This is a genomic window from Chloroflexus aurantiacus J-10-fl (genome assembly GCF_000018865.1).
Taxonomy (GTDB): Bacteria; Chloroflexota; Chloroflexia; order Chloroflexales; family Chloroflexaceae; genus Chloroflexus; species Chloroflexus aurantiacus.
In genome coordinates, this window is sequence record NC_010175.1 from 4,167,951 (window position 1) to 4,192,363 (window position 24,413).

General features: G+C 56.1%; 17 protein-coding genes. 11 read left to right on the top strand and 6 right to left on the bottom strand.

All coding sequences use genetic code 11. The features are described from left to right. Nucleotides 1–87 precede the first annotated feature (87 nt). The 5 genes from glgX (at nt 88) to CAUR_RS16355 (ending at nt 9,370) form a co-directional block, all read left to right on the top strand. Nucleotides 88–2,250, top strand: coding sequence for a glycogen debranching protein GlgX (glgX, locus tag CAUR_RS16335; RefSeq protein WP_012258959.1), 2,163 nt, complete (start codon nt 88–90; stop codon nt 2,248–2,250). A gap of 303 nt (nt 2,251–2,553) precedes the next feature. After that, nucleotides 2,554–5,301 (top strand): PAS domain-containing protein, encoded by a 2,748-nt coding sequence (locus tag CAUR_RS16340; protein WP_012258960.1) that lies wholly within the window; start codon nt 2,554–2,556, stop codon nt 5,299–5,301. A gap of 91 nt (nt 5,302–5,392) precedes the next feature. Then, on the top strand, nt 5,393–5,998 hold the full coding sequence (locus CAUR_RS16345) for a DJ-1/PfpI family protein (protein WP_012258961.1): 606 nt from the start codon (nt 5,393–5,395) through the stop codon (nt 5,996–5,998). A gap of 177 nt (nt 5,999–6,175) precedes the next feature. After that, a complete protein-coding gene (locus CAUR_RS16350; RefSeq protein ID WP_012258962.1) occupies nt 6,176–9,019 on the top strand; it encodes a VWA domain-containing protein in 2,844 nt (947 codons plus the stop codon). Nucleotides 9,020–9,028: 9 nt separating this feature from the next. Further along, nucleotides 9,029–9,370: a hypothetical protein gene (locus tag CAUR_RS16355; RefSeq protein WP_242604949.1), complete on the top strand. Its 342-nt coding sequence runs from the start codon at nt 9,029–9,031 to the stop codon at nt 9,368–9,370. Between the two features lie 108 nt (nt 9,371–9,478). Here CAUR_RS16355 and CAUR_RS16360 read toward each other — a convergent pair whose 3' ends face one another. The 5 genes from CAUR_RS16360 to CAUR_RS16380 all read right to left on the bottom strand — a co-directional run bounded on the left by CAUR_RS16360 (nt 9,479) and on the right by CAUR_RS16380 (nt 16,654). Continuing rightward, a complete protein-coding gene (locus tag CAUR_RS16360) occupies nt 9,479–11,587 on the bottom strand; it encodes a 3'-5' exonuclease (protein WP_012258964.1) in 2,109 nt (702 codons plus the stop codon). Between the two features lie 185 nt (nt 11,588–11,772). Continuing rightward, a complete protein-coding gene (locus tag CAUR_RS16365) occupies nt 11,773–12,807 on the bottom strand; it encodes a DUF5666 domain-containing protein (RefSeq protein ID WP_012258965.1) in 1,035 nt (344 codons plus the stop codon). Next, nucleotides 12,804–13,346: an ECF subfamily RNA polymerase sigma factor, BldN family gene (locus CAUR_RS16370; RefSeq protein WP_012258966.1), complete on the bottom strand. Its 543-nt coding sequence runs from the start codon at nt 13,344–13,346 to the stop codon at nt 12,804–12,806. The genes CAUR_RS16365 and CAUR_RS16370 overlap by 4 nt, the downstream gene beginning before the upstream one ends. 109 nt (nt 13,347–13,455) lie before the next feature. Next, the gene (locus CAUR_RS16375; protein WP_012258967.1) at nt 13,456–14,229 is read right to left on the bottom strand and encodes a hypothetical protein; all 774 of its coding nucleotides are present in this window, start codon (nt 14,227–14,229) and stop codon (nt 13,456–13,458) included. A 277-nt stretch (nt 14,230–14,506) separates the two neighbouring features. Next, the gene (locus CAUR_RS16380) at nt 14,507–16,654 is read right to left on the bottom strand and encodes a BMP family lipoprotein (protein ID WP_012258968.1); all 2,148 of its coding nucleotides are present in this window, start codon (nt 16,652–16,654) and stop codon (nt 14,507–14,509) included. A 309-nt stretch (nt 16,655–16,963) separates the two neighbouring features. Between CAUR_RS16380 and CAUR_RS16385 the strand changes: the two genes are divergently transcribed. Then, nucleotides 16,964–17,956, top strand: a complete 993-nt coding sequence (locus CAUR_RS16385) for an SPFH domain-containing protein (RefSeq protein WP_012258969.1) — start codon at nt 16,964–16,966, stop codon at nt 17,954–17,956. Next, nucleotides 17,953–18,864 carry an SPFH domain-containing protein gene (locus CAUR_RS16390; RefSeq protein ID WP_012258970.1) on the top strand — a complete coding sequence of 304 codons (912 nt, stop codon included), beginning with the start codon at nt 17,953–17,955 and terminating at the stop codon, nt 18,862–18,864. The genes CAUR_RS16385 and CAUR_RS16390 overlap by 4 nt, the downstream gene beginning before the upstream one ends. 145 nt (nt 18,865–19,009) lie before the next feature. Here CAUR_RS16390 and CAUR_RS16395 read toward each other — a convergent pair whose 3' ends face one another. Then, complete coding sequence (locus CAUR_RS16395; protein ID WP_012258971.1) at nt 19,010–19,225, bottom strand: type II toxin-antitoxin system prevent-host-death family antitoxin; 216 nt, start codon at nt 19,223–19,225, stop codon at nt 19,010–19,012. Nucleotides 19,226–19,599: 374 nt separating this feature from the next. On the opposite strand from CAUR_RS16395, the gene CAUR_RS16400 reads away from it, so the two are divergent. The 4 genes from CAUR_RS16400 (at nt 19,600) to CAUR_RS16415 (ending at nt 24,405) form a co-directional block, all read left to right on the top strand. Continuing rightward, nucleotides 19,600–20,031: an Hsp20/alpha crystallin family protein gene (locus CAUR_RS16400; RefSeq protein WP_012258972.1), complete on the top strand. Its 432-nt coding sequence runs from the start codon at nt 19,600–19,602 to the stop codon at nt 20,029–20,031. Nucleotides 20,032–20,202: 171 nt separating this feature from the next. Further along, nucleotides 20,203–21,168: a thiamine pyrophosphate-dependent dehydrogenase E1 component subunit alpha gene (locus CAUR_RS16405; RefSeq protein WP_012258973.1), complete on the top strand. Its 966-nt coding sequence runs from the start codon at nt 20,203–20,205 to the stop codon at nt 21,166–21,168. Nucleotides 21,169–21,189: 21 nt separating this feature from the next. Next, the gene (locus tag CAUR_RS16410) at nt 21,190–22,221 is read left to right on the top strand and encodes an alpha-ketoacid dehydrogenase subunit beta (protein WP_012258974.1); all 1,032 of its coding nucleotides are present in this window, start codon (nt 21,190–21,192) and stop codon (nt 22,219–22,221) included. A gap of 948 nt (nt 22,222–23,169) precedes the next feature. Further along, nucleotides 23,170–24,405, top strand: a complete 1,236-nt coding sequence (locus CAUR_RS16415) for an MFS transporter (protein WP_012258975.1) — start codon at nt 23,170–23,172, stop codon at nt 24,403–24,405. Nucleotides 24,406–24,413 lie beyond the last annotated feature (8 nt).

The window sequence follows — 24,413 nt, forward strand, 5'->3', positions numbered from 1 at the left end:
ATTGCTTAACGTCTATTGCAAGGCGGCATGTTGTTGATCGTTGCAGGTCAACACGGCTGCCTTTCTTATTGCAGGAGGATTGTGACAATGCATATTACCGACATCTGGCCGGGTCTACCATATCCGCTTGGCGCGACGTGGGACGGTGAGGGGGTAAACTTCGCTATCTTCTCAGCCCATGCCACGCGCGTCGAGTTGTGTCTGTTTGATAGTCCAACGGCACCTCGTGAAGCGGTACGTATCGCCTTGCCAGAACGTACGGATGATGTCTGGCACGGCTACATTCCCGGTTTGCGACCTGGTCAGCTCTACGGTTATCGCGTCCACGGCCCGTATCTGCCACAACAGGGGCATCGCTTTAATCCACATAAGCTGTTGATCGATCCTTACGCCCGTGCTCTCTGCGGCGAATTGACCTGGGATAAGGCAAACTATGGCTACCGCGTTGATAGTCCATACGGTGATCTGACCATCGGTAAGCGGGATAGCGCACCGTATATCCCACGTTCGGTAGTTATCGATCCCACCTTCGATTGGGGCGATGATCGCCATCCCAATATTCCTTTGGCCGACTCGGTTATCTACGAGCTGCATGTCAAAGGCTTCACCAGGCTTCACCCAGAAGTACCCGAAAATCTGCGTGGGACCTACGCCGGTCTGGCATCGCCGGCAGTTATTGACTATCTCAAGCAATTAGGGGTGACAGCGGTTGAACTCTTGCCGGTCCATGCCTTCATTACCGATCAGTTCCTGGCTGATCGTGGTCTGACCAACTATTGGGGGTATCAGCCGATCAACTATTTCAGCCCGGAGCCGCGCTATGCCAGTCAGTCCGATCCGCAGGCACAGGTGAATGAGTTCAAGGCAATGGTTAAGGCACTCCACGCCGCCGGGATTGAAGTCATTATCGACGTGGTCTACAACCATACCGGTGAAGGTAATCACCTGGGGCCGACGCTGAGCTTTCGCGGGATTGACAACGTGGCCTATTACCGCCTCGTTCCCGATCAACCGCGTTACTACCTTGACGACACCGGTACCGGCAATAGCCTTGACCTGAACCATCCACGCACGCTTCAGTTAGTGCTCGACTCATTGCGTTATTGGGTCACTGAGATGCATGTTGATGGGTTCCGGTTTGATCTTGCCCGTACCCTTGCCCGTGGCCCGGCCGGTTCTGACCTGCCCAGTCCCTTCTTCACGGCTGTTCGCCAGGACCCGGTGCTCTCGCGGGTGAAACTGATCGCCGAACCGTGGGATGTTGGTTTTGATGGCTATTGGGTAGGTCGCTTTCCGGCACCCTGGGCAGAATGGAATGGTCGTTACCGCGATACCGTGCGCTGCTTCTGGAAGGGTGATCCCGGTCAGGCCGCCGATTTTGCCTCGCGTTTTATGGGATCGATGGATCTCTACCATCACAATGGCCGTCGTCCATATCATTCCATCAATTTCGTGACGGCGCACGATGGCTTCACCTTGCGCGATCTGGTGTCGTACAACGAAAAGCATAATGAAGCCAACGGTGAAGATAATCGTGATGGCGATAGCCACAACAACTCGTGGAATTGTGGGGTAGAGGGGCCAACCGATGACCCCGACATTCGGGCGTTGCGACTGCGACAAATGATGAACTTTATCGCTACGCTCTTTCTGTCACAGGGCACCCCGATGTTACTGGCCGGTGATGAGCGTGGGCGAACCCAACAAGGAAATAACAACGCCTATTGTCAGGACAACCCGATCTCGTGGGTTGACTGGGAACCCGACTCAGAAGCCGAGGTGTTACTTGCGTTTACTCAACGCCTGATCGGCTTTCGTCGTGAACATCCGGTGTTGCGTCGCCGTCGCTTCTTCGTTGGCCATCTCGGTAACGCCGAATACGATGTTGAGTGGCTCAGTCCTGATGGTCAGGAGGTTAGTCCAGAGTTGTGGCAACATCCTGAATTGCGTTGTATTGGCGTCTTACTCAATGGTGCGGTTATCGATGATCGCAACGAACGCGGCGAATCGATGCGTGATGATGTGTTACTGGTATTGATCAATGCCGGCGATGAGCCGGTACCATTCATTCTGCCCGACTGGCCAGACGATGCAAGCTGGCATGTAGTTATCGATACGGCCCGGCCTGACCTTACCACACCGCTACCGGTAACCGATCAAATGTATCAAATTCAACCGCGGGCACTGGCAGTCTTGATCGAAAAGGTGTCTGTTGCACCGCCGGTACAGATCGAGCCGGCAGCGAAATAGCTAATTTGCTTCCTGGTAGCACTTCCGTAAGACCAATTCATATACTAAAATACGTAGTATCCACACTGTGTGCGGCAGGTACCCTGCCGCACTTTCCTGGGGTGATGGTAGTTGTGGTGCGGCCACGCCGGCAGGTGGAGATACGTTTTTTGCAATCCTGTGCCGGCAACATACGGCATCCTGACTTCGTCCGGTTGTGTGTGATGTCGCACTGATACGCTACTGGTGTTGTCAGATAAGCGATGGAGCAAGCGCGACCGGCGCCTACCGGTCTATACAAGAAATCATGCCACGGAGCGTCAAGTGATCGAACCTTCTCTTCACCCGCTAAAACAACAGCTTGATGTTTCTGACCCATTGGCAGCCCTAAAAGCAGAAGTGACACGTTTGCGGTTGCAGAATCACTTCCTGCGCACGGTGGTCAACGAAATGACCAGCGGTGTGATTGTGGCTGATGCGCAACCCGATTACCCTATTACCTTCGTCAACCGGGCTTTCTGCACCATCACCGGCTATGCTCCAGAAGAGGTGATTGGTCGTCATTGTCTCTTCTTGCAGGGGCCAGGTACTGATCAGGCTGCCGTGACTCGGATCTGTGAAGCCATCGCTGCCGCGCGTCCTGTTCACGAACGTCTGCTCAATTACCGTAAAGATGGTCAACCTTTCTGGAGTCAGATTGCGATCAGTCCGGTTCGTGATGATCAGGGGCGGGTGACGGCTTTCATCGGCTTGCAAACAGACGTGACGGCGCAGGTGCTGGTTGAGCAAGCGCTGGCTGAACGTGAACAGTTGTTGCGCGCAGTGGGTAAGATGGCTCAGATCGGGGGATGGGAGCTTGATCTGGTCACGCAACGCATGGTCTGGTCGGAAGAGATGTTTGCGATTCATGAGTTGCCGATAGGCGAGCCTCCGACACCAGATGTTGCTTTGTGGTTTTATCCCCCGGAAGTACACCATCTTGTGCGCGAAGCCTTTGAACGCTGCCTTGCAACCGGTGCCGAATGGGATATTGAATTGCCGTTTCGTACCGCACGTGGCCAGTCCCGTTGGGTGCGCTCTATTGGCCAGCCGGTCTGGGAAGATGGTCAGATTCGTAAGCTACGGGGTACGTTTCAAGATATTACTCGCAGCAAAGAGAACGAACTGGCACTGCGAGCAAGTGAGCAGCGGTATCGCATGCTGGCCGATATGTTGCCGGGTACTATCGTGTTCATGTTCGATACCGGCCTGCGGCTGACTCTGGTTGCCGGGGCTGATCTCAAGCGGCTTGGCATCGATGCAGCCCGATTTGAAGGTCAGTGTCTGACCGATCTCTTCGATGAACCTCATCGCTCGGTACTACTACCGCTCTGTTATCAGGCTCTTCTCGGCCAATCATCACGCATTGACTACACGTTCCGTGGGGAAATCTTCGACACGTCGATTATGCCGATTGAACGTGCTTCAGGTCAGATAAGCGGTGGTTTGATTGTGGGCCGTAATATCACGGCAGAGCGGCAGATTACCGCCGATCTTTTGCGGGCGAAAGAGGCTGCGGAACGGACCGAACGAGCACAAGCGGCGTTTTTGTCGGCAATCAGCCATGAAATGCGCACACCGCTCAATGCGGTGATCGCCAGCGCTGAGCTGTTGCTAACCGATACCTTAACCCCGTCGCAGCGCTCATTGATCGAAACAATACGAATTGGCGGCGAGGCTCTGCTAGCGCTGGTGAATAATGTACTCGATCTCTCGAAGATCGAAGCGGGCCGGGTGGAAATTGCTGCCGAACCAACCGATGTGCGCGCTATCGTGCACGCAGTGCTTAATCTGTTCAAGCGAGAAGCCGATCAGAAAGGTCTCCTGATCGAAGCAGTGATTGATCCACACCTGCCAGCACTCATTGTCAGTGATCCGGCTCGCTTGCGCCAGATGTTGATGAATCTGGTGAGTAATGCAATCAGGTTCACCGACCGCGGTGGCGTCCTGATCACGGCCAGTGTGATAGGGATGGCTACTGATCATCCCCAGGTGGAAATTGCCGTTCGAGATACCGGTACCGGTATCTCGGCCCAACAGCGTAGCCACCTGTTTCAGCCTTTCAATCACGTTGATAATGATCAAACTCGACAAAGCGGCGCTGGCTTAGGGCTGGCAATCAGCGCTCAGTTGGCACATTTGATGGGCGGTGAATTAACGGTTGCTGGTCAGCCGGGGCAGGGTTCAACGTTCACGGTAACGCTACCGCTTCAGCCGGTAGCGTACTCGCCGCCGGTGACCGCAGGACAGTCGGTAGCGAGTGGACAATCGGCAGTCCTGCGGGTGTTGGTTGCTGAAGACAACGAAATTAATCAGCAGGTGGTGCTTCGTCTCCTTCAGGCGCTGGGGCATCAGGTTACGATTGTGGCGAACGGCGTTGAGGCCGTGCAGAAAGTGCAGCAACAATCATTTGATGTCATCTTGATGGATGTCCAGATGCCGGAAATGGATGGGGAAGAGGCTACGCGCCGGATTCGGGCATTGGGCAACCAGATTCAGCAACCGCGCATTATTGCCCTGACGGTGTATGCGTTAGCCGATGTACGCGAACGTTGCCTGGCAGCCGGGATGGATGGTTTTCTTACTAAACCGGTACGTCTGCAAGATTTACGCAATGCGTTGTCTACGAACCCTGTGCCATCCCAACCGTCAACTGTCAATACCTGGCAGAGTGATCCCGTCATCGACTGGACGGTATTTGGTGAACTATTGACAGCTCTCGTTGATCAACAACCTGAGATCGTAACCAGAACCCTGGCGCTCATTCAACACGAATTTCAACAGCAACTTGACCAACTGCGTGTTTCGATTGCGCGTGGTGATGTCGAACAGGTGCAGCGATTGGCCCATCGGCTTAAAGGCAGTGCGCGGCAGATCGGAGCAGTACGGGTAGCACACGCGGCAAAAGCTCTCGAACATGCAGCAACGGCACGGATGCAGCTCGAACCGCTTTTTGATGCTCTGCAATACGCGGTTACCGAGACGCTCAGACTATTTGCGGAGAGCCAGAGCCGACACGAAAATCACCGTTGACAGTTATCGGCCACTGTGTTACCGTAGAATCATCCCAGCCAGCAATCTACTGACAGTGAAGTCAACTGCATACCGTCAGGAGGAGTACGCGATGGCGAAGAAAATCCTCTTTCTCGTTGGCGACTATGTCGAAGATTACGAGGTGATGGTACCATTTCAGGCCCTGGCCGCACTTGGTTATCAGGTTCACGCGGTTTGTCCGGGGAAGAAGGCGGGAGAGTTCGTGCGGACGGCGGTACACGATTTTGAAGGCGATCAGACCTACAGCGAAAAACGTGGTCACAACTTTACTCTGAATTACTCCTTCGATGAAGTCAATGAGCACGAGTACGATGCGCTGGTCATTCCCGGTGGTCGTGCGCCAGAGTACATCCGGCTCAATCCACGGGTGCTTGAAATCACCCGCCACTTCTTCACTGCGAATAAACCGGTAGCTGCAATCTGTCATGGTCTTCAGGTCCTGGCTGCCGCCGGGGTACTTAACGGTCGCCGCTGCACCGCGTATGCGGCTGTCGGCCCAGACCTGCCGCTGATCGGGGCGGAGTATCACGAATTACCTGCCGATCAGGCAATTACTGACGGCAACCTGGTCACGGCACCGGCCTGGCCGGCTCATCCGGCGTGGCTGGCTCAGTTCCTCAAGGTACTCGGTGCAAAGATCGAGATTGAACCACAGACCGAAGCTGTACCGGCATAACACCCACAGCGTGCGCTAACTGTTATGGTGAGTAGCACAGGCATCAGCCTGTGCTACTTCGTCAACGGGAACTCTACAGGGGATGACTTCGTCTAACGAAAGAGGTACTATTTTGTCTTGCCAGCGGCGGTCGTTCCCGGTACAATGCCTGTATGATCATCCATCGCGAGATTGCCTATGCCGTATGTCTCTTTTATCTACCCTGAAGCACTCTGGTTGTTACTGATACCGATTGGGATGGTGGTGCTTGCGCTGCTGTCTCCACGTCGGTTGTCACCAGTTCGATTCTGGGGTAGTCTTGCCGTGCGTACTACCATTGCGGTAGTGCTGGTCTTTGCCTTTGCCGGTATTCAATTTGTGCGACCGGTAGATCGGCTAACGACTGTCTTTCTCCTCGACGGTAGTGACTCGATGCCGGCCTCGACCCGTGCCCAGGCAGAGGCATTTATTCGCGATGCGTTGCAAGCGATGCCTGCCGATGATCAGGCGGCAATCATCGTGTTTGGCGATAATGCGCTGGTTGAGCGTGCTCCCGAAAGTGATCCCCGGTTAGGGCGAATTACGTCTATCCCAATCGCCAATCGCACCAATATCGAGGCGGCCATTCAGCTCGGCCTGGCACTGTTTCCCGCCGATACGCAAAAGCGACTGGTTCTTCTCTCGGACGGTGGTGAGAACAGCGGGCGGGCAATTGATGCCGCCCGCCTGGCCGCCAGCCGCGGTATCCCAATCGATATTGTTGATCTCACCCTGGTTGATGCTGATGCAGAGGCGTTGATTGCCAGTGTTGAAGCACCGAATAACGTGCGTGATGGTCAAGAAGCACTGATTGTAGCGAATGTAGAGAGTAATGTCGCACAGTCGGCAGTTGTGCGTCTGATCGATGACCTGGGAGTCATTGAGGAACGCAACCTTGAATTAACGCCGGGAACGACGCGGGTCGAATTTCTGGTACCGGTTGAAGGCAGTGGTTTTCGGCGCTATCGCGTGCAGGTTGAGGCGGCCAGTGATGGCCGTGTGCAAAATAATGAAGCTGCCGCGCTGATCCGTGTGCAGGGGCCGCCGCGTATTCTGCTCGTTGCGCAAACTGCTGCCGATGCCCGCCCCTTGATGACTGCACTGACCGCTACCGGCATAATTGCCGAGCTGGTATCACCCGAAGCTGCACCGCGTACACTGGCCGATCTTAGTACCTACGATGCGCTGGTGCTAGTGAATACGCCGGCACGGATGTTACCGGTTGGTCTAATGCAGGCGATTCCCGGTTATGTGCGCGATCTGGGTCGTGGCTTGTTAATGATTGGTGGCGAAGACAGCTTTGGTGTCGGTGGATATGGTCGGACTGCGGTTGAAGAGGCGTTGCCGGTGTACATGGACGTGCGTAACCGTGAGTTGCGTCCCGACCTGGCAATTGTCTTTGTGATTGATAAGTCAGGATCGATGGACGCCTGCCACTGTGCCGATCCTGACCGTGGTGCGCCGATCACATCTTCTTCCGAACGCAAGATCGATATTGCCAAAGATGCAATTGTGCAGGCTGCCGCCTTGCTTGGCCCGCAAGATACTGTTGGTGTTGTGACGTTTGATGGTGCAGCATCTGCAACCTTTCCGGCCACACGCGGGGCTACGGTCGAACAGGTTATGGATGCAGTCAGCGGTGTTGAACCGCGTGGGCCAACTAACATTCGCGCCGGTTTGCTGCGGGCCGAAGAGATGTTGCAGCAGGTCGATGCCCGGATCAAACACATGATCCTGCTCACCGATGGGTGGGGAAGTGGTGGCGATCAGCTTGATCTGGCAGCACGCTTGCGCGAACAAGGCATTACTCTGACCGTGGTAGCTGCCGGGAGTGGTTCGGCAGCCTATCTGAAACAACTGGCTGCCGAAGGTGGTGGTCGGTATTATCCGGCTGCGGATATGGCCGAGGTGCCACAAATCTTCGTTCAGGAAACCATTACCGCGATTGGGAATTATATCGTTGAACAGCCATTTGTGCCGGTACGGTATAGCAATAGTCCGATCCTGGCCGGTATCAATGCCACGCCACCGTTGTATGGCTACAATGGCAGCACGTTGAAAGATACTGCGCAGTTACTGCTGGCTACTGAAGATCAACAACCAATCCTGGCGACCTGGCAATTTGGCCTGGGGCGCAGTGCAGCCTGGTTGAGTGACACTAAGGGGAAGTGGGCACGTGACTGGATCACGTGGGAAGGCTTTCCACGTTTTGCTGCTCAACTGGTTGGTGATTTGACGCCACGTGGTGGGCAGAATGTCAATACGGAAGTCTCCGTTGTTGGTGGCGAGACGGTAATTCGGCTGGTCACAGCCACAGCCCAGAATGACTTAACCGTTGTTGCTACCCTGATCGGTGGTGATGGCTCGCGGCGTGAAGTGCCGCTTATGCAGGTGGCTCCGAATCAATATCAGGCGCGATTGGAAAGCCCTGCTCCGGGAACCTACCTGGTGCAGATTGCCGGCACCAGCGCTGATCGCGTGGTGGTGCAAGAGACTGCCGGGATGGTTGTCCCCTATTCGTCGGAATATCGTAGTGCGCAAGCCAATCCTGGCCTGCTGGCAGAACTGGCAGCGACGACCAATGGTCGGTTGTTGAATGAACCGGCAGATGTCTTCGACCGTTTGAACCACGTCTTTTCGGCGCAGGAGGTGGCGTTGCCACTGCTCTGGCTGGCCCTGATGTTGTTACCGCTTGACATTGCCTTGCGGCGGTTGATGTTGCGGCGGAGTGATTTCGGCGCCCTGGGTTCGCTTGCCAGCCGATTGCGACCGGCAGGCGCGACGCCGGTCGCGCCTGACCCGGTGCTCAGCCGGTTACGGGCCGCCCGTGATCAGGTTCGCCAACAGATAGCCGGTGAGCGGATTCAGGTACCACCAACTGAAACAGCATCATCTGAACCGCAACCACCACCTGCACCACCTCCGACTGACGATGCGTTGAGCCGGTTACGTGCTGCCAAGGAGCGAGCACGCAGACAAATTACCGGTGACGGAGACAGGTAAGTAATGGGTATGGTTGTTCATGAACAATCGACTGACACCTTTCAGTCCTGGCTTGGTCGCCTGCTGTTGGCACTCGTTATCGGTTGTCTGGTTGGTATTCTCGCCTATCTGGCAGCACGCGCGGCAGGATCGGTCTGGCTCTTGCTTCACCAACAAGAGCTTATCAATGCCACCCGCCAGGCATTGCAGCAAGGGGTGATGAGCCTGGCCGATACCAATCTGCGTGCTCTCCGCCTGGCCGCCGAAGCGCAGCAGTATCACATTTCTGAGGTAAGTACCTGGTTTGGCTTCGGGACGGGACTCATTGCGGCGATCTTTTCCTTCGTGCGCCTGGAAAGTCAGCAGGAGTAGAGACGGGTCACTGGCGAACTCAGCAGGAGCGGGAACGCGCCGGGTCAGCCCAGTGTTCCCGCTTTCACTTTCCAGGTGTCAAGCTCTGCCGGTGAATGACGTTATCTGTCATCTACTCATCTCACCCTCGCGCTGCCAGAGCGTTGTCGGCAATTCCAGCACAAACGATGATGGCTGATCGGCATCGGCGCAGACCAGTAAAGCACGCATGGCTCGCGAACAGCCGACGTAAAACAGCCGCCGCTCCTGGTCAATCATTGCGTCGCGCTCTTCCACCGGTAGATGATCGTAGTTGTGCGGCAGATGATCCTGCGCTAATCGCATCACCGCCACAAACGGAAACTCCAATCCCTTTGCTGAGTGGATCGTCAATACTTTGACAACCGGCTTTCGCAAGTCGATCTGCCGCTTTTCCATAAATTCCGCCGACATCCCAAGTTGTTGCAACTGGTCGCAGATTTGCTGGGCCACTTGTTTGCTATGGCAAAGCACTGCACCGGCGTGTGCAGGCAGTCGCCAGCGGCGAGCGGCAGCAATGAAGAAGCTACGGATCGCCTGGGCTTCTTCTGCAACACTACGACAAAAACGCACTACCGGCAGAGAGCCGTGATGAACGGCGCTTACTTCCTGATCACTTTCAGTCGTGCCCAAAATGGATGTGCAGGCAGTGGCAATCTCGGCTGTGTTGCGATAGTTGCGCCGCAAAACAAAGCTGCGACCACGAACATTCAATTCGCTATCGATCTGTTGCCACGAAAAACCACGTTGATAGAGCGACTGACCGGCGTCGGCAGTCAGGTAGACCGCACGGGGCGACTCAACACGGGCCAGCAGGTAACGCAATGCGACCGGCGACAGGTCTTGTGCTTCGTCGATAACAATGGCGCGATACGGTCGCTGAGATTGCCGTAATGCCAGTTCGAGTGCACGCTGGCGAAATTGTCCCCAAGTCGTCAATTGCTGGTGCTGGAGCATGCTCTTCCAGGTCTCGTATACTGCCCAGATCGCTTCCCGAATTGGGGGTCGTAACGGAAGCTTACGGCCTGTCCTTGGTCTGGTCAGGTATTCATCACGACTCTGCAAGCCCCAATGCTCAATCACACTGGTAAATTCATCGAGCAGATAGGCTTCACCAAGGGTCTGTAGCACCTCACGCCGTCGCAGTCGTTCGTGCTCGTTTGTCGCCGGTAGGATCGCGGTGTGCAGTGCCTCACGCAACATCTGGATCATCTGCTCTTCAGTGGCAATCCGCGGTGTGCCGTAGGTGGCGGCATACTGGCGAAACATTAGCGCATCGACAGTATTGACTTCTACCCCGTTGCTGGTCAGATCACCTTCAAGCAGACGCTCCAGTAATTGTTCCGAATAGGCGGTTAATGTGTTGGTGAAGGTTGTAAATAAGACTGGAGTCATGCCTTGCTGAACAAGGCGTTGCACGCGGTAGAGGGCAACGATTGATTTGCCGGTTCCCGGTCCACCCCGTACCAGAACGGGACTTTCGAGTGATGCTGTGACCAGCCGTTGCTGTTCAGGGTCAAGAACCAGCAGAAAATCGGTCAGTTCACCGGCAACAAACCGGTCGAGATCGTCTGCTTCAGCGATCAGGTATTGCGGTTGTTGCAAAATCTCGTCAACGCTCCGTGGATACAAAATATCGAGTAGCCGGTCAATGACCTGTGACGGTACCTGAGCATTGATTAAATCGTCTTCGGTTTGTATCTGTATGAGTGTGTCCCAATACTGCTCTGGGATCAACCAGCGCCGTAAATTATCGGCAGTCAACTGGTATGGCAGTGGTTGCGATGGACTACCTGTTATGGTTTCATCAGGCGAGAGCTGTCGGGGGAGAGGTGGTGTTGGTTCAGGCTCCGCAGTGAGCGGTTCGCTCGCCGAAGCTATTGCAACAGCCTCAGAGAGATCGGTATCGGGCAGATCAACGTGACCAAAATCGCGCTGATACGTCTGATCATCACGTTTACGGATAGCAACCAGCTTGACCCATCCCGCACCAAATGTATAAATCAGGCGGTAGTCGCCAATTCTAATTCGATAAAGTGGAGGTTCACGATTCTTGAGCTTTTTGGCATCACCCTGGGCTGAAACAGGATCATGCTCAAGGATTTTGACCTTCTGGGTGACCAGTTTCTGGATTTTGCCCGGTAGCCCAAGAAGTTCGTTGAAAAAGGTTGGTGGTGTAATAAGCTGATATTTGGTCATCGAACGATCCTGATGGTTGGACAAAGAGATTACGCTTAGAAACAAGCCTGATCTGAAAACTGTTCTTATGATAGCATCTCGAATGAGACCTGCAAAGGAATTTTTATGAAAAAAAGATCAGGAACCGGACGATACACTCATTGTACGGTTCCTGATGTTGATGTCTGATTTGTGATCAGACGGTTTTAATCATCATCGTTGTCATCGTCATCGTCGCCATCGTCGTCATCGTCATCACCGGGTGGTGGCGGCGGTGGTGGCGGTGGTGGCGGTGGCGGCGGTGGCGGTGGTGCGACCGTCGGTGGCGGTGGTGGTGCGACCGTCGGTGGCGGTGGTGGCGGTGGTGGCGGTGGCGGTGGTTCAGTCGGTGATGCAGTCGCTGATGCAGTCGGTGATGCAGTCGGTGATGCAGTTGGTGATGCAGTTGGTGATGCAGTTGGTGATGCAGTCGGTGATGCAGTTGGCGACGTGGTTGGTGACGGGGTTACTGTCACTACTGTCGGTGAAGGAGTCGAGACAGGTTGTCGCGTAGGCGTGACGAATAAATCGTCCCGTCTGTCATCGTCTACTTCCACGATAATCTCTATCGCCTGAACACCATCATCTGTTGTACGTCCACGCACCAGTATCTCGGCTCCTGGTGCTACCTGACCACGAATTTGCGTGTTAGGATCAATAATGACGTTGATACCACTGACCTGCCACTGCGCTAAGCTTACTTGCTCAACGACACCCTGGAACTCAACAGCTTCCTTGCGTCGTCGTTCGATCAGGGTCGTCACCTCACTGCGGCGACGCTCTTCAAGCGAGGCTTTGAGGCGTTCATCATTGCCACTCAGCGCAAGCTGGACACGCTCCACCGTGCGTTTTGCTCCGTAGAGCGGATCGCCGGGCAATGCCGCATTTGCCGCCCAGCTCAGGCTGCCTCCGAAGAGAAGCATGGCAAGGATGAGACTGGCTGCAATCATTGCCAGCCGTTGCCAGTGCATGATGCGCGGTTGCGGCGTTGCAGCTCGTTGGAGGAAAGCCCGTCGTGAGGCGATTTTCGCCTCCGGGGTTGGGTCAGATGCCAGATCAAAGAGCGATGCCGCAGCAATCAGCATTGGCCGCAGAGTTGTAGCCTGCTCAGGGTAGCGCGCCAATACTTCATCAATCGTTGCACCTGCGGCGAGGGCATCGATACAATCGTTTAAGATGGTGTCTAACGATTTGTCTGTCATTCGACCACCCCCGGTGTCATTTGGCGTGCCAGTGCCGCAATCGCACGTGCCTGTAGTTGTTTAACAGCACCCTCAGTTTTGCCAAGAATACGGGCGACTTCCTGAATTGGTAGATTTTGAGCAAAACGTAGAGCTAAAACGTGTTGTTGATCAGGTGTTAGTTGGCTGATTGCCAGGCGTAGTTCTTCATTTGTCGCAGCTTTCTCAGCTATTTCCGATGGGAGTGGTTCGCGACTCATAAGTTGTTCATCAAGGCTGGTCTGCGGGGAACGATAGCTGCGTCGAAAGTGATCGCTCACAACATTGGCCGCTACCCCGAAGAGCCATCCACGTAAATTGTTTGGTAGCGATTTACGCTGGCGTAATGTACTGAGAAAACGAGTAAACACTTCGCTGACCAAATCTTCACATGTGTAACGGTCACCTACCCGGAAAGAGATGTATCGGTAAAGTGGCTGATAATATGTATCGTGAATTGCCGCCAACGCATCAGTATCCAGTTCATACGCCCGGCGGAGCAGTTCTGCATCGTCGAGCACAGCAACTCCTTTGATTGGTATCGCTTTTTAGGACGGAATGAGCTGCATTCATTCCGTCCGCTCCCCCTCAGTGATGGTTGTGGTACGTTCCGTTGCTCATTATCATTGATTAATCGTCATCGTCGTCATCGTCGTCATCGTCGTCATCGTCGTCATCGTCGTCATCGTCGTCATCGTCATGGTGGCCTCCGCGATGATCATCACCGTAGCCCGGTGTAGTGGCTGGCGGGCTGGTTGGCTCAGGCGTCGGCACAACGGTTGGCGGGCTGGTTGGTGTTGGCGTCGGCACAACAGTTGGCGGGCTGGTTGGTGTTGGACGACGGTCATCTTGTGAGGTGTCGTCGCCACGGCCACGGTCATCATTACGGTCGTCGGGCGTAGTGTCGTCGCCACGGCCACGGTCATCATTACGGTCGTCGGGCGTGGTGTCGTCGCTGCCGCGTCCACGGTCGTCGGGCGTGGTGTCGTCGCTGCCGCGTCCACGGTCGTCGGGCGTGGTGTCGTCGCTGCCGCGTCCACGGTCATCGGGGGTGGTGTCGTCGTCACCACGGCCACGGTCATCGGTGCGGTTGTCGGGCGTGGTGTCGTTGCCACGGCCACGGTCATCGGTGCGGTCATCGGGCGTGGTGTCGTCACCGCGGCCACGGTCATCGGTTCGGTCATCGGGAGTAGTGTCGTCGTTGTGCTGATCCTGATCGTTACGTTGTGATACTGTCGTAGGTGCAGTTCTGTTATCGGTGATGATCTGCTCACGGCGCGACTGTGAAAAGATTGGGTGACTCTCAAGCCAGTGAGCTGCGGCATTTCCACCTAATATAATAACCAAAACCAGGCTGATAGCCAGTGCTGTGGGCAACAAACGAGAGTAGCGTTGCAGGTTCATCGGGTACTCCTTTCGGTAAGCCTTGAACGAGTTCCACTCTTTTTGTCGCCCGTTGTTGAAAAAAGTTATGCTTCGGGGAAGCTATCTCGTGAGTCTTGAGTAATCTGCAACAATTCTCACGTAGAGTGCAGGAATCTGGCTTCGCACTCATCATTTCGCCAAAGCGTAGTTGCGTTGCCTGTCTGGCAAGGCTTGACCTGTGTTCTAAAAACATAGCACCGGCGTTACAAAGCTGTCACGCCGGTGCCATTGAGATGTAGCGTTTTCTTATGGTCGTTTAGGGCTGAAATGGCTGCGGTTCGGGGATGGTGTTCGGATCAACATCACCACTGACCGGATCGACACCGGTGGTCAATTCACCCGTCGTCAGCGCAGCCAGAATCTCTTCCATGCGGCGTTTTACCGCATCCGGGACATCATCAGCCGTGTCGTGGTAATCGGCGTAGCCAATACCGCCGTTGGCGGCCTCGTACAGCGCGATACCATTGCCCTTAAAGGTGCCGTTGACCACAGCCTTGATCTGGTCGTACACGGCCACATCAACCCGCTTGATAGCCGAGGAGAGGATGCGGTCGGCACCGGGAGCCGTGCCGTTGGCGAAGGTGGTCACGTATTCGTCCTGGTCAACGCCGATGACGTAGACGCCACGGGCAGCCGCTTCCTTGATCGCCCCCGAACCGGTCGGGCCGCCAGCACCGAAGATCACGTCGGCACCCTCACCGATCATCTGCTGCGCCGTGCTTGCCCCCAGCGCCGGGTCGATGAAGGTGGGCAGGTAGACACCGAGCAGGTTGATGTCAGGCTTGACATAGCGCGCGCCGTTGTCGAAGGCGTTCTTGAAGCGCTTGACCGGTGGAATCTCAACCCCGGCTACGACGCCAACGGTACCGGTTTGGGTCATCATCCCGGCGAGCGCACCGGCCAGGAAGCCGGCCTGGTCTTCGCGGAACTGCAAGCCAACCAGATTGTCGGTGACGGTGCCCGGCTCGTAGAACTGGTCCACACCGATGAAGATGATGTCGGGATGTTCGGCGGCAAACTTCTTGGTGGCATCGGCAATCAGGAAGCCGACGGTCACAATCACATCGAAGCCCTCATCGACGAAGGTCTGAATGTTCTTCTCGTAGTCAGCCTGCGCCTGGGTTTCGATGTACTTGTACTCCAGCCCAAACTCTTGCGCCGCCCGCAACGCACCGAGGTGGGCAAACTCGTTAAAGGTGCCGTCATTCACTTTGCCCAGATCGGTGACCAGAGCAATCTTGGGCAACTTCACATCTGCTGGACGGAACGGCTGTGGCTCAGGGATGGTGTTCGGATCAACATCACCACTGACCGGATCGACACCGGTGGTCAATTCACCCGTCGTCAGCGCAGCCAGAATCTCTTCCATGCGGCGTTTTACCGCATCCGGGACATCATCAGCCGTGTCGTGGTAATCGGCGTAGCCAATACCGCCGTTGGCGGCCTCGTACAGCGCGATACCATTGCCCTTAAAGGTGCCGTTGACCACAGCCTTGATCTGGTCGTACACGGCCACATCAACCCGCTTGATAGCCGAGGAGAGGATGCGGTCGGCGCCGGGAGCCGTGCCGTTGGCGAAGGTGGTCACGTATTCGTCCTGGTCAACGCCGATGACGTAGACGCCACGGGCAGCCGCTTCCTTGATCGCCCCCGAACCGGTCGGGCCACCAGCACCGAAGATCACGTCGGCACCCTCACCGATCATCTGCTGCGCCGTGCTTGCCCCCAGCGCCGGGTCGATGAAGGTGGGCAGGTAGACACCGAGCAGGTTGATGTCAGGCTTGACATAGCGCGCACCGTTGTCGAAGGCGTTCTTGAAGCGCTTGACCGGTGGAATCTCAACCCCGGCTACGACGCCAACGGTACCGGTTTGGGTCATCATCCCGGCGAGCGCACCGGCCAGGAAGCCGGCCTGGTCTTCGCGGAACTGCAAGCCAACCAGATTGTCGGTGACGGTGCCCGGCTCGTAGAACTGGTCCACACCGATGAAGATGATGTCGGGATGTTCGGCGGCAAACTTCTTGGTGGCATCGGCAATCAGGAAGCCGACGGTCACAATCACATCGAAGCCCTCATCGACGAAGGTCTGAATGTTCTTCTCGTAGTCGGCCTGCGCCTGGGTCTCGATGTACTTGTACTCCAGCCCAAACTCTTGCGCCGCCCGCAACGCACCGAGGTGGGCAAACTCGTTAAAGGTGCCGTCATTCACTTTGCCCAGATCGGTAACCAATGCGATCCGGGGCTTGGAGGAATCTGTGGTGCCGGTTGTTGGTACAGCGGTTGGCGCAGCAGTCGGCGCTGTTGTTGCCGTAGGCTGGACTGCTGCTGGTTGACCACCACACGCAGCGAGTAGCGGTACCAGAAGCGTAAAGAGTGCTACCAGCGTCAGTAGAGTCTTGCGCATGTTCCATTCTCCTGATCTACAACGATCGGATCCAATAAGAAGCGCCATGGGGGCGACATGGCCCTTCCCGGTTGGAGCATCAACTGATGCCCGCAAACACGTTGGATTGGCGCGATTATAGCACAAGTCGCGCAACCTTTTCTTTGCTACTGCGTATGTTATACTGAAAGCTGCAAAGTGAAAGGTTTCCTGAATGATGTACCATCGCTCAATACAATGCGCTTTGCTGCACACGTTTTATGGAGTTCACGGTATCTAAACCCGTGAACTTTTGTTGTTTTATGGTCACTTAGTCCACAAGGAGGAGGTATGGCCTTACCGTTGGGGATTGTGCTGGGCTTGCTGGCGTGGTTTATCGTTCGCTACATCGCCTTCAGCTTCTACACCGTCGATCAAAACGAGCGGGCAGTAAAGACCATTTTTGGTCGGGCAGAGCGTCTGCCTGGCCCTCCGGTAGAAGACCCGTTCGCTGAATACATGCGTCCCGAAGAGCGTGAGCGCTACCGCTATCCGCAGTTACGGGTGATTCCGCCAGGTGGACCGTACTTCAAGTGGCCGTGGGAGCGGATTTATAAGGTCTCAATTGCGACCCAGACCATCAATATGGCACTCGATCTCGAAGATCCGCGAGCGAATCACGGCGGAACCATGCTGGAAGCGGTTACAAAGGATCAGCTCAACGTTGGTCTACGTGGTCAAATTCGCTATCGCGTTTCGGAACGACACCTCTACGCCTACCTCTTTGGGGTGAAGAACCCGGTCGTGCATGTGATGGGTTACTTCATCTCGATTTTGCGCGAACGGATCGCCAATTTCGCCGCACCGGCTACTGATACCGGCCAGTTGAGCATGGCAGCGGGTGATGGAGCTGATGTCAGTGGGGTTTCGATCAACGATCTGCGCAAGAATCTCCGCGATCTGAATGAGCTGATGGATCGCGAGTGTCTTTCCTCAGCGGCACGCTATGGCATCATTCTTGACGCATCGCTGATCACCGAGATTGATGCACCGCCGGAGGTGGAGGCGGCGATGGCAGCAATCAACACGGCGCACAACCAGGTCTCTTCGGATATTAGCCTGGCCCAGGCCGCAGCCGACCAGAAGATCGTGCAGTCGAAGCGGGCAGTGGAGATCGAGACGCTCAAGGCCCAGGCTGAAGTGGAACCGTTGCTGGCACTGGCCGAACAGTTGCGCGCGCTGAAGAGCAACGGTGGCCCTGAGGTCCTGCAGGCCTATCTGCGGAATGTACGGCTTGGTCTCTATCAACAGGCTGAACGGGTAATCATGGAGGTAGAACAATGACCTTCGTGCTCTCAACCATTGTGGTGGCTTCGATCACCTTTGTCCTGGCATTTATTCTTGCCCCAACCTTTTTCGGTCTGCTCCGTCTGTTCGGCTTCTACACGATTGTGCAGGAGGGTACCTGCCACGTGTACACGCTCTTCGGCAGCGTGGTTGGTGTCTTGCGCGAGCCGGGGCTGGTGATCTTGCCATTCCATTTGGGCGTCAATGCCTTCTTGATCAGCTTCTTTGGTCGGCGGTACGTGATCGATATGCGCCTCGATCAGCGCTATCTACGCAGCCAGCCGGTCAATTCGGAAGAGGGCGCACCAATGGGGATCGGGGTCTGGTACGAGATGTCGATTAGCGATCCGGTAGCCTATCTGTTCAAGAACGCCGATCCACAGGGTTCGCTGGCTGCCAACGTCAGTAATGCCGTGGTACGTACCTTGAGCAACATGCCGTTGGCTCAAATGCTGGAAAATCGCCACGCGATGAGCCAGGCAGTACGAGCTGAGGTTTCACCGAAGGCTTCTGAGTGGGGATACCGGTTGGGATCGGTGTACATTCGGAAAGTGCATTTTCGCGATCAGACAATGATCCGCCAGATCGAAGCGAAGGTCGTTAATCGGCTCCGCCAGGTTACATCGGCAATTTTACAAGATGGTGCCAATCGGGTGAATATTATCACCAGTACTGCCGAACGAAAAGCTGCGATTGAGTTTGCCCGTGCCAAGGCAGTGCGACCGCAGATTTTAGGGCAGGCGCTGGCCCGCATTGGGGCTGACCCCGAAGTACGTGATGCTCTGTTCACTATCCTCGAACTGCAAAACCTGGCCGAAAGTAAGGCACGAGTCACTCTTGTACCGGCGCAGGCTGAACAACGGATAATGCCCGCTCTAATGGCCGCGCAGGATAGTCGAAAATAGGGTAATTACTGGAAGAACCTGCTGCCCGTCAGACATGCTTACGGCGGGCAGCAGGTGTATGGGTGGTTGCCATCTGCTACCTCCACTCCGGCTTTCTTTACACTACCTGAACCGGCGAACATGGTAGCCTGTTCGCTTACACCTTCTATTGTTGATGGCTTTGTTCTGCCTGCAGGGCCAGTGCTCGCAATTGCTCGAACAGCTCAATATTCAGGAGCACAGCCGATGGATACCCTTTCTGCGTAATCACGACCGGTTGTCCACTCACCTTTGCTCGCCGGATCAGTGCGGCCAGACTGGCTGCCGCCTGTGAGATGGGAACCACACCTCCCTGTAAGTCGATATTGATCGAGCGTGCCATGTTTGTGCCCCTTTGTGATAGTGCCAGTAATGGTGTGATTGCATTGTAGCACGCTGCACTCAAACTGCATAGAGCAAAAATGAGGTCAAAGGTAACCAGACAGGCTTTTTTCGTCTTCTTCCTGTGCCCATTCACGGTGGTGATTTTAGCTAGCCGATGGAGAATAATTCCTCTCAACCATCGAACGCCGGGCTTTTAGCACGGAAACGCCAGATTAAACTTGCTCTCTAAACGTAGACAGAGCTTTAACAGTTCGCCAACGTCATTCTAACAATGGTTTGTTATGGTATAGCCAGGCTCGATTGAGAGCACGACCAGTGGAAACAACAAGAAACGATAGACAATAAAAAAACGAGGATGCAAGGAGGACGACTATGACGAACCTGACCCGTTGGGATCCCTTCCGTGAGATGACTCAACTGCTCGACGACACCTTCTTCACCGGCTTCACCGGTGTGCTGCCCCGCAACGGCAGCCTGGTGCCGGCGCTCGATCTCAGCGAGACGGCTGATGCCTATCACATCGAGATGGCAGTGCCGGGCATGACCGCCGATCAACTGAACATTACCTTCGAGAACAACGTGCTCACAATTAGTGGCGAGATTACGCAGAGCAGCGATCGCAAAGAGCGCCAGTATCACGTCACCGAGCGCCGCTTCGGTCGCTTCAGCCGCAGCATTCGCCTGCCCAATCAGATCCATCCGGATCGGATTGAGGCCCGGCTCGAGAATGGCGTGCTGACGGTGACCGTGCCGAAGGCTGAAGAGATCAAGCCGCGCAAGATCGCAGTCAACGTCGCCCAATAGTCGTCGCACCAGCATCACCGGTTGAAGTCACAGCGCGTGAGGCATAGTTCCTCACGCGCTGTTCTGTTTTCCGGCTACGTAAATCGAGTACAATAGAAACATATCCCTTTGAATGGCGAAAAACGGCAATGGACGCCGGGCAAGCGGTGCCTTCACCGGCAAGGAGATGGCATGGACGAGATTAATGATGAGTTATTGCAACAGGCCCATTATTGGATGCGCCTTACCCGTGCGCTCGATGACCGGGGTACGTTTCTGCACAAGCAGAGCAAAATTGTCGGTGGCTACTTTTCGCAAATCGGGCACGAGGCGCTCAGTGTTGCAGCGGCGCTAAGCCTGGGGCCACGCGATATTATTGCGCCGATGCACCGCGATTTGGGGGCCTACCTGGTGCGTGGCTTGACCCCGAAGCGTATTCTTGCTCAGTGGTTAGGACGCGAGACCGGTGTGACCCGTGGACGTGACGCGAATCTACACGGTATGGGTGATCTAAGCCTGGGCATTATTGGCTTTATCAGCCATCTGCCGGCTTCGACCGGCGTGATCACCGGTGTTGCTCACGCAATCAAGCTCAAAGGCGAACCACGGGTTGCCATGTGTTTTTTTGGTGATGGCAGTGCTTCACAAGGACTGGCTCATGAAGCGATGAATTGGGCGAGTGTCTTTAAATTGCCGATGGTGATTATCTGCGAAAATAATCAGTACGCCTACTCAACCCCGCTGAGCCGGCAGATGGCAATCACAGATATTGCCCAGCGGGCAGCCGGTTACGCGATGCCGGGGGTGATTGTAGATGGCAACGATTTTGCCGCAGTGTATCGTGCAACCAAAGAAGCGGTCGAACGGGCACGCGCTGGTGGTGGGCCGACATTCATCGAATGTAAGACGATGCGTATGCGCGGTCACGCCATTCACGACAATATGGCCTACGTGCCGAAAGAATTGCTCGCCGAATGGGAAGCTCGCGACCCAATTGCCCGTATAGAGGAAGTGTTGCGCAGCCGTGGTTTACTCGATGATGCAAAGCTGGCTGCCCTGTTGGCCCGGATCGAAGCCGAGCTTGATGAGGCACAGGCGTTCGCTGAAGCTTCACCGTATCCCGATCCGGCAACGCTGACCGATGGCGTCTATGCGTGAACCACGAGCAGGAGGCAGGCAATGACGTGGGATCAAGGTTTACATAAATCGACAACCGTCCTGAGTGACGATCAGGGGACACGCGAGTTGACCTATCTGGAGGCAATCCGGGCCGCACTGCGTTACGAGATGCAGCGTGATCCGCGTGTGCTGGTGATGGGTGAAGATATTGGTGTGTATGGTGGCGCATTCAAGGTAACCCAGGGATTGATTGATGAATTCGGTGAGGATCGGGTGATCGACACCCCCATGACCGAACTGGCCATGCTCTACGCAGCGATTGGCATGTCGTTCGAGGGCTTCTTGCCGGTGGTCGAAATGCAATTCGCCGACTTCATCTCAACCGGTTTTGATGCTCTGGTGCAGTTTGCGGCGACCAACCATTTTCGCTGGCGTCAACCGGTGCCGATTACGGTACGTGCTCCCGGTGGCGGCGGCTTGCGGGCCGGCCCCTTCCATTCGCAATCGAACGAAGCCTGGTTTATCCATACTCCCGGTCTGAAGGTGGTTGCCCCGGCGACTCCCGCCGACGCCTACGGTCTGCTGCTCAGCGCCATTCGTGACCCCAATCCGGTGATCTACTACGAGACAAAGTACCTCTACCGTTCGCTCAAAGGGATGGTGCCGGAAGGCGATGCGCCAGTACCAATCGGGCAGGCAGCACTGCGACGTACCGGTGAGGAGGTGAGCATTATTACTTACGGAGCGATGGTGCAAGAAGCGCTAAGTGCAGCCCAGACCCTTGAACAGGAAGGGCATAGCGTCGAAGTGCTTGATCTGCGTACCCTCAAACCACTCGACGAAGATGCTATTCTGACGACGGCGCGTAAAACCGGCAAGGTTTTGATTGTTCACGAAGCGAATCGTACTTGCGGCGTAGGTGGTGAGGTGGCTGCAATCATTGCTGAACGCGCCTTTGAGTATCTTGATGGGCCGATTATCCGTCTGGCCGCACCTGATACGCCGGTGCCGTACAGTCCACCTCTGGAAGATGCCTACCGGCCCAACGCAACCAAAATTCTGGCCGCAGCCCGTGATCTGCTGGCGTATTGAGGCGGGTGGGGTAACTACTGCACACACCGCGGCAGATACGGTTTCCTGCTTGGATTATCTGTGGCGCATGGTCTGGCGTACAGAACGGAAACGCCAGTTTTGCGCTTCCACGTTCCCTGGGAGCGTCGCCTCCGGTGCGCTCCCCACCTGCACCGGCGTACTTCAGCGGGAGTCATCCCACACCAGCGATTCCCGCCCACAGCGGGGGCGGGTCAGGGTGGGGGCGTGTCGTAAATTATTGCTGGTCGTAACACCAGCCTGCACCAGCCCCTGGGAGCGCGCACCTCCGGCGCGCTCATCGTCTGCACCGGTGTGCGAGAGCGGGAGTCATCCCACACCAGCGATTCCCGCCCACAGCGGGGGCGGGTCAGGGTGGGGGCGTGTCGTAAATTATTGCTGGTCGTAACACCAGCCTGCACCAGCCCCTGGGAGCGCGCGCCTCCGGCGCGCTCCCCACCTGCACCGGCGTACTTCAGCGGAAGTCATCCCACACCGGCGATTCCCGCCCCCAGCGGGGGCGGGTCAGGGTGGGGGCGTGTCGTAAATCAGTGCTGGTCACAGCACCACGGCACCGGCCTGCACCAGCCCCTGGGAGCGCGCACATCCGGCGCGCTCATGATCTGCGCCAGTGCACTTTAGCGGGAGTCATCCCACACCGGTGATTCCCGCCCCCAGCGGGGGCGGGTCAGGGTGGGGAGCGTGTCGTAAATCATTGCTGGTCACAGCGCCGGCAAACCTCGCACGCCACGCACCACCCTGGCCCTGCACGTGCGTGCGATGGCCCTGAACCGATCAGTGTGTCTGCAAGAACCTATAAGAGACTCACTGGTCACATGCTAACAGTACGACCGGTGTCCTGGCATTCAGGGCGCCACCTTTACCGCACGCAGCATAACTTATGGTATCCTAAACAATTGGTGCGACCTGCTCAAACGTCGTGGAGCATGTATGATTGCCCTTGCCGCCAATGTCCGTCTCTCACTGACTCGAATTCCGCTTGCGGTCTGGCGTATTCTGGCACACAGTTTCATCTTTGGTTTCGCCCTGAGTATTGCCGACATCCTGTTTAACTTCTACCTTGTCAGTCAGGGTTACACCATCAACGATGTTGGCCTGTTATCAATGGTGAGCCGGGCAGCCGGAATGTTGATGGGATTACCAATCGGCTGGTTGATTGACCGTTTGGGGCCGCAACGGGCAATGATCACCGGTGTTGTTGTCTTCGCATTGGGTTGGGCAGCGTTATTGCAGGCGCCCTCATTACCATGGCTGATCACGGCGCAGTTTGTAGTGGGAGCCAGCTATCTGCTGGCGGCAACTGCGGTTACTCCGCTGATGGCATTGGTAACCACAGAAGAGCAGCGCCCGCTGGTCTTCGGCATGAATGCCTCGGCGACCCTGATCGTCGGCCTGATTGGCAGTGCCGTTGGGGGTGTGTTGCCGATGCTGGCGGCGGGAATCATTGCCGTCGATCCCCAATCGACGGCTGCCTACCGTCTGGCACTTGTCTCGGTGATCGGATGCAGTATTATCGCGCTGCTCCCGGTGCTTGCCCGCCTGCCGGCGGTGGTCGAGACCAGCACTGCTGGTGATGTCGATGGGCAGGCAACGCGCCATTCCTGGCTCACCCTGGTCTGGTTTGCGGTACCATCCCTGCTGCTCGGTATTGGTGGTGGTGCGATTCTGCCCTTCCAAAATCTCTTCTTTCGTGATCAGTTTGGGCTGAGCGATGCCGGCGTTGGCCTGGCACTGGCCCTATCCTCACTGGGTGCCGGTATCGGCGCGCTAGTGGGTGCGCCGGTTGTTCGGCGGATTGGCTTGCAGCGTGGAGCGGCTCTGCTGCGTCTGGGCGCAACGCCAGCGATGCTCTTGATGCTTACACCGTGGCTACCGGCAGCGATCATCGGCTTCTTCGCCCGTGGCTTCTTTATCGCCGCCAGCTACCCCATGAATGATGCACTGGTGATGGGGGCAACCCCACCGGCCCAACGTGGTCTGGCGATGAGCTTGATGAGTCTGCTTTGGGCAGGGGGATGGGCAATCTCGGCAGTCATTTGGGGTTGGGTAGCCCCACTCTTCGGGTATGGGCCGCAGATTATCGCGGCAGCAGTTGCATATGCTTTATCGGCTTTTGTGATCTGGAGCCTGCGCCTGCAACGGATCGCAGCGCAGCCCACTGCATAGGAGCAGGT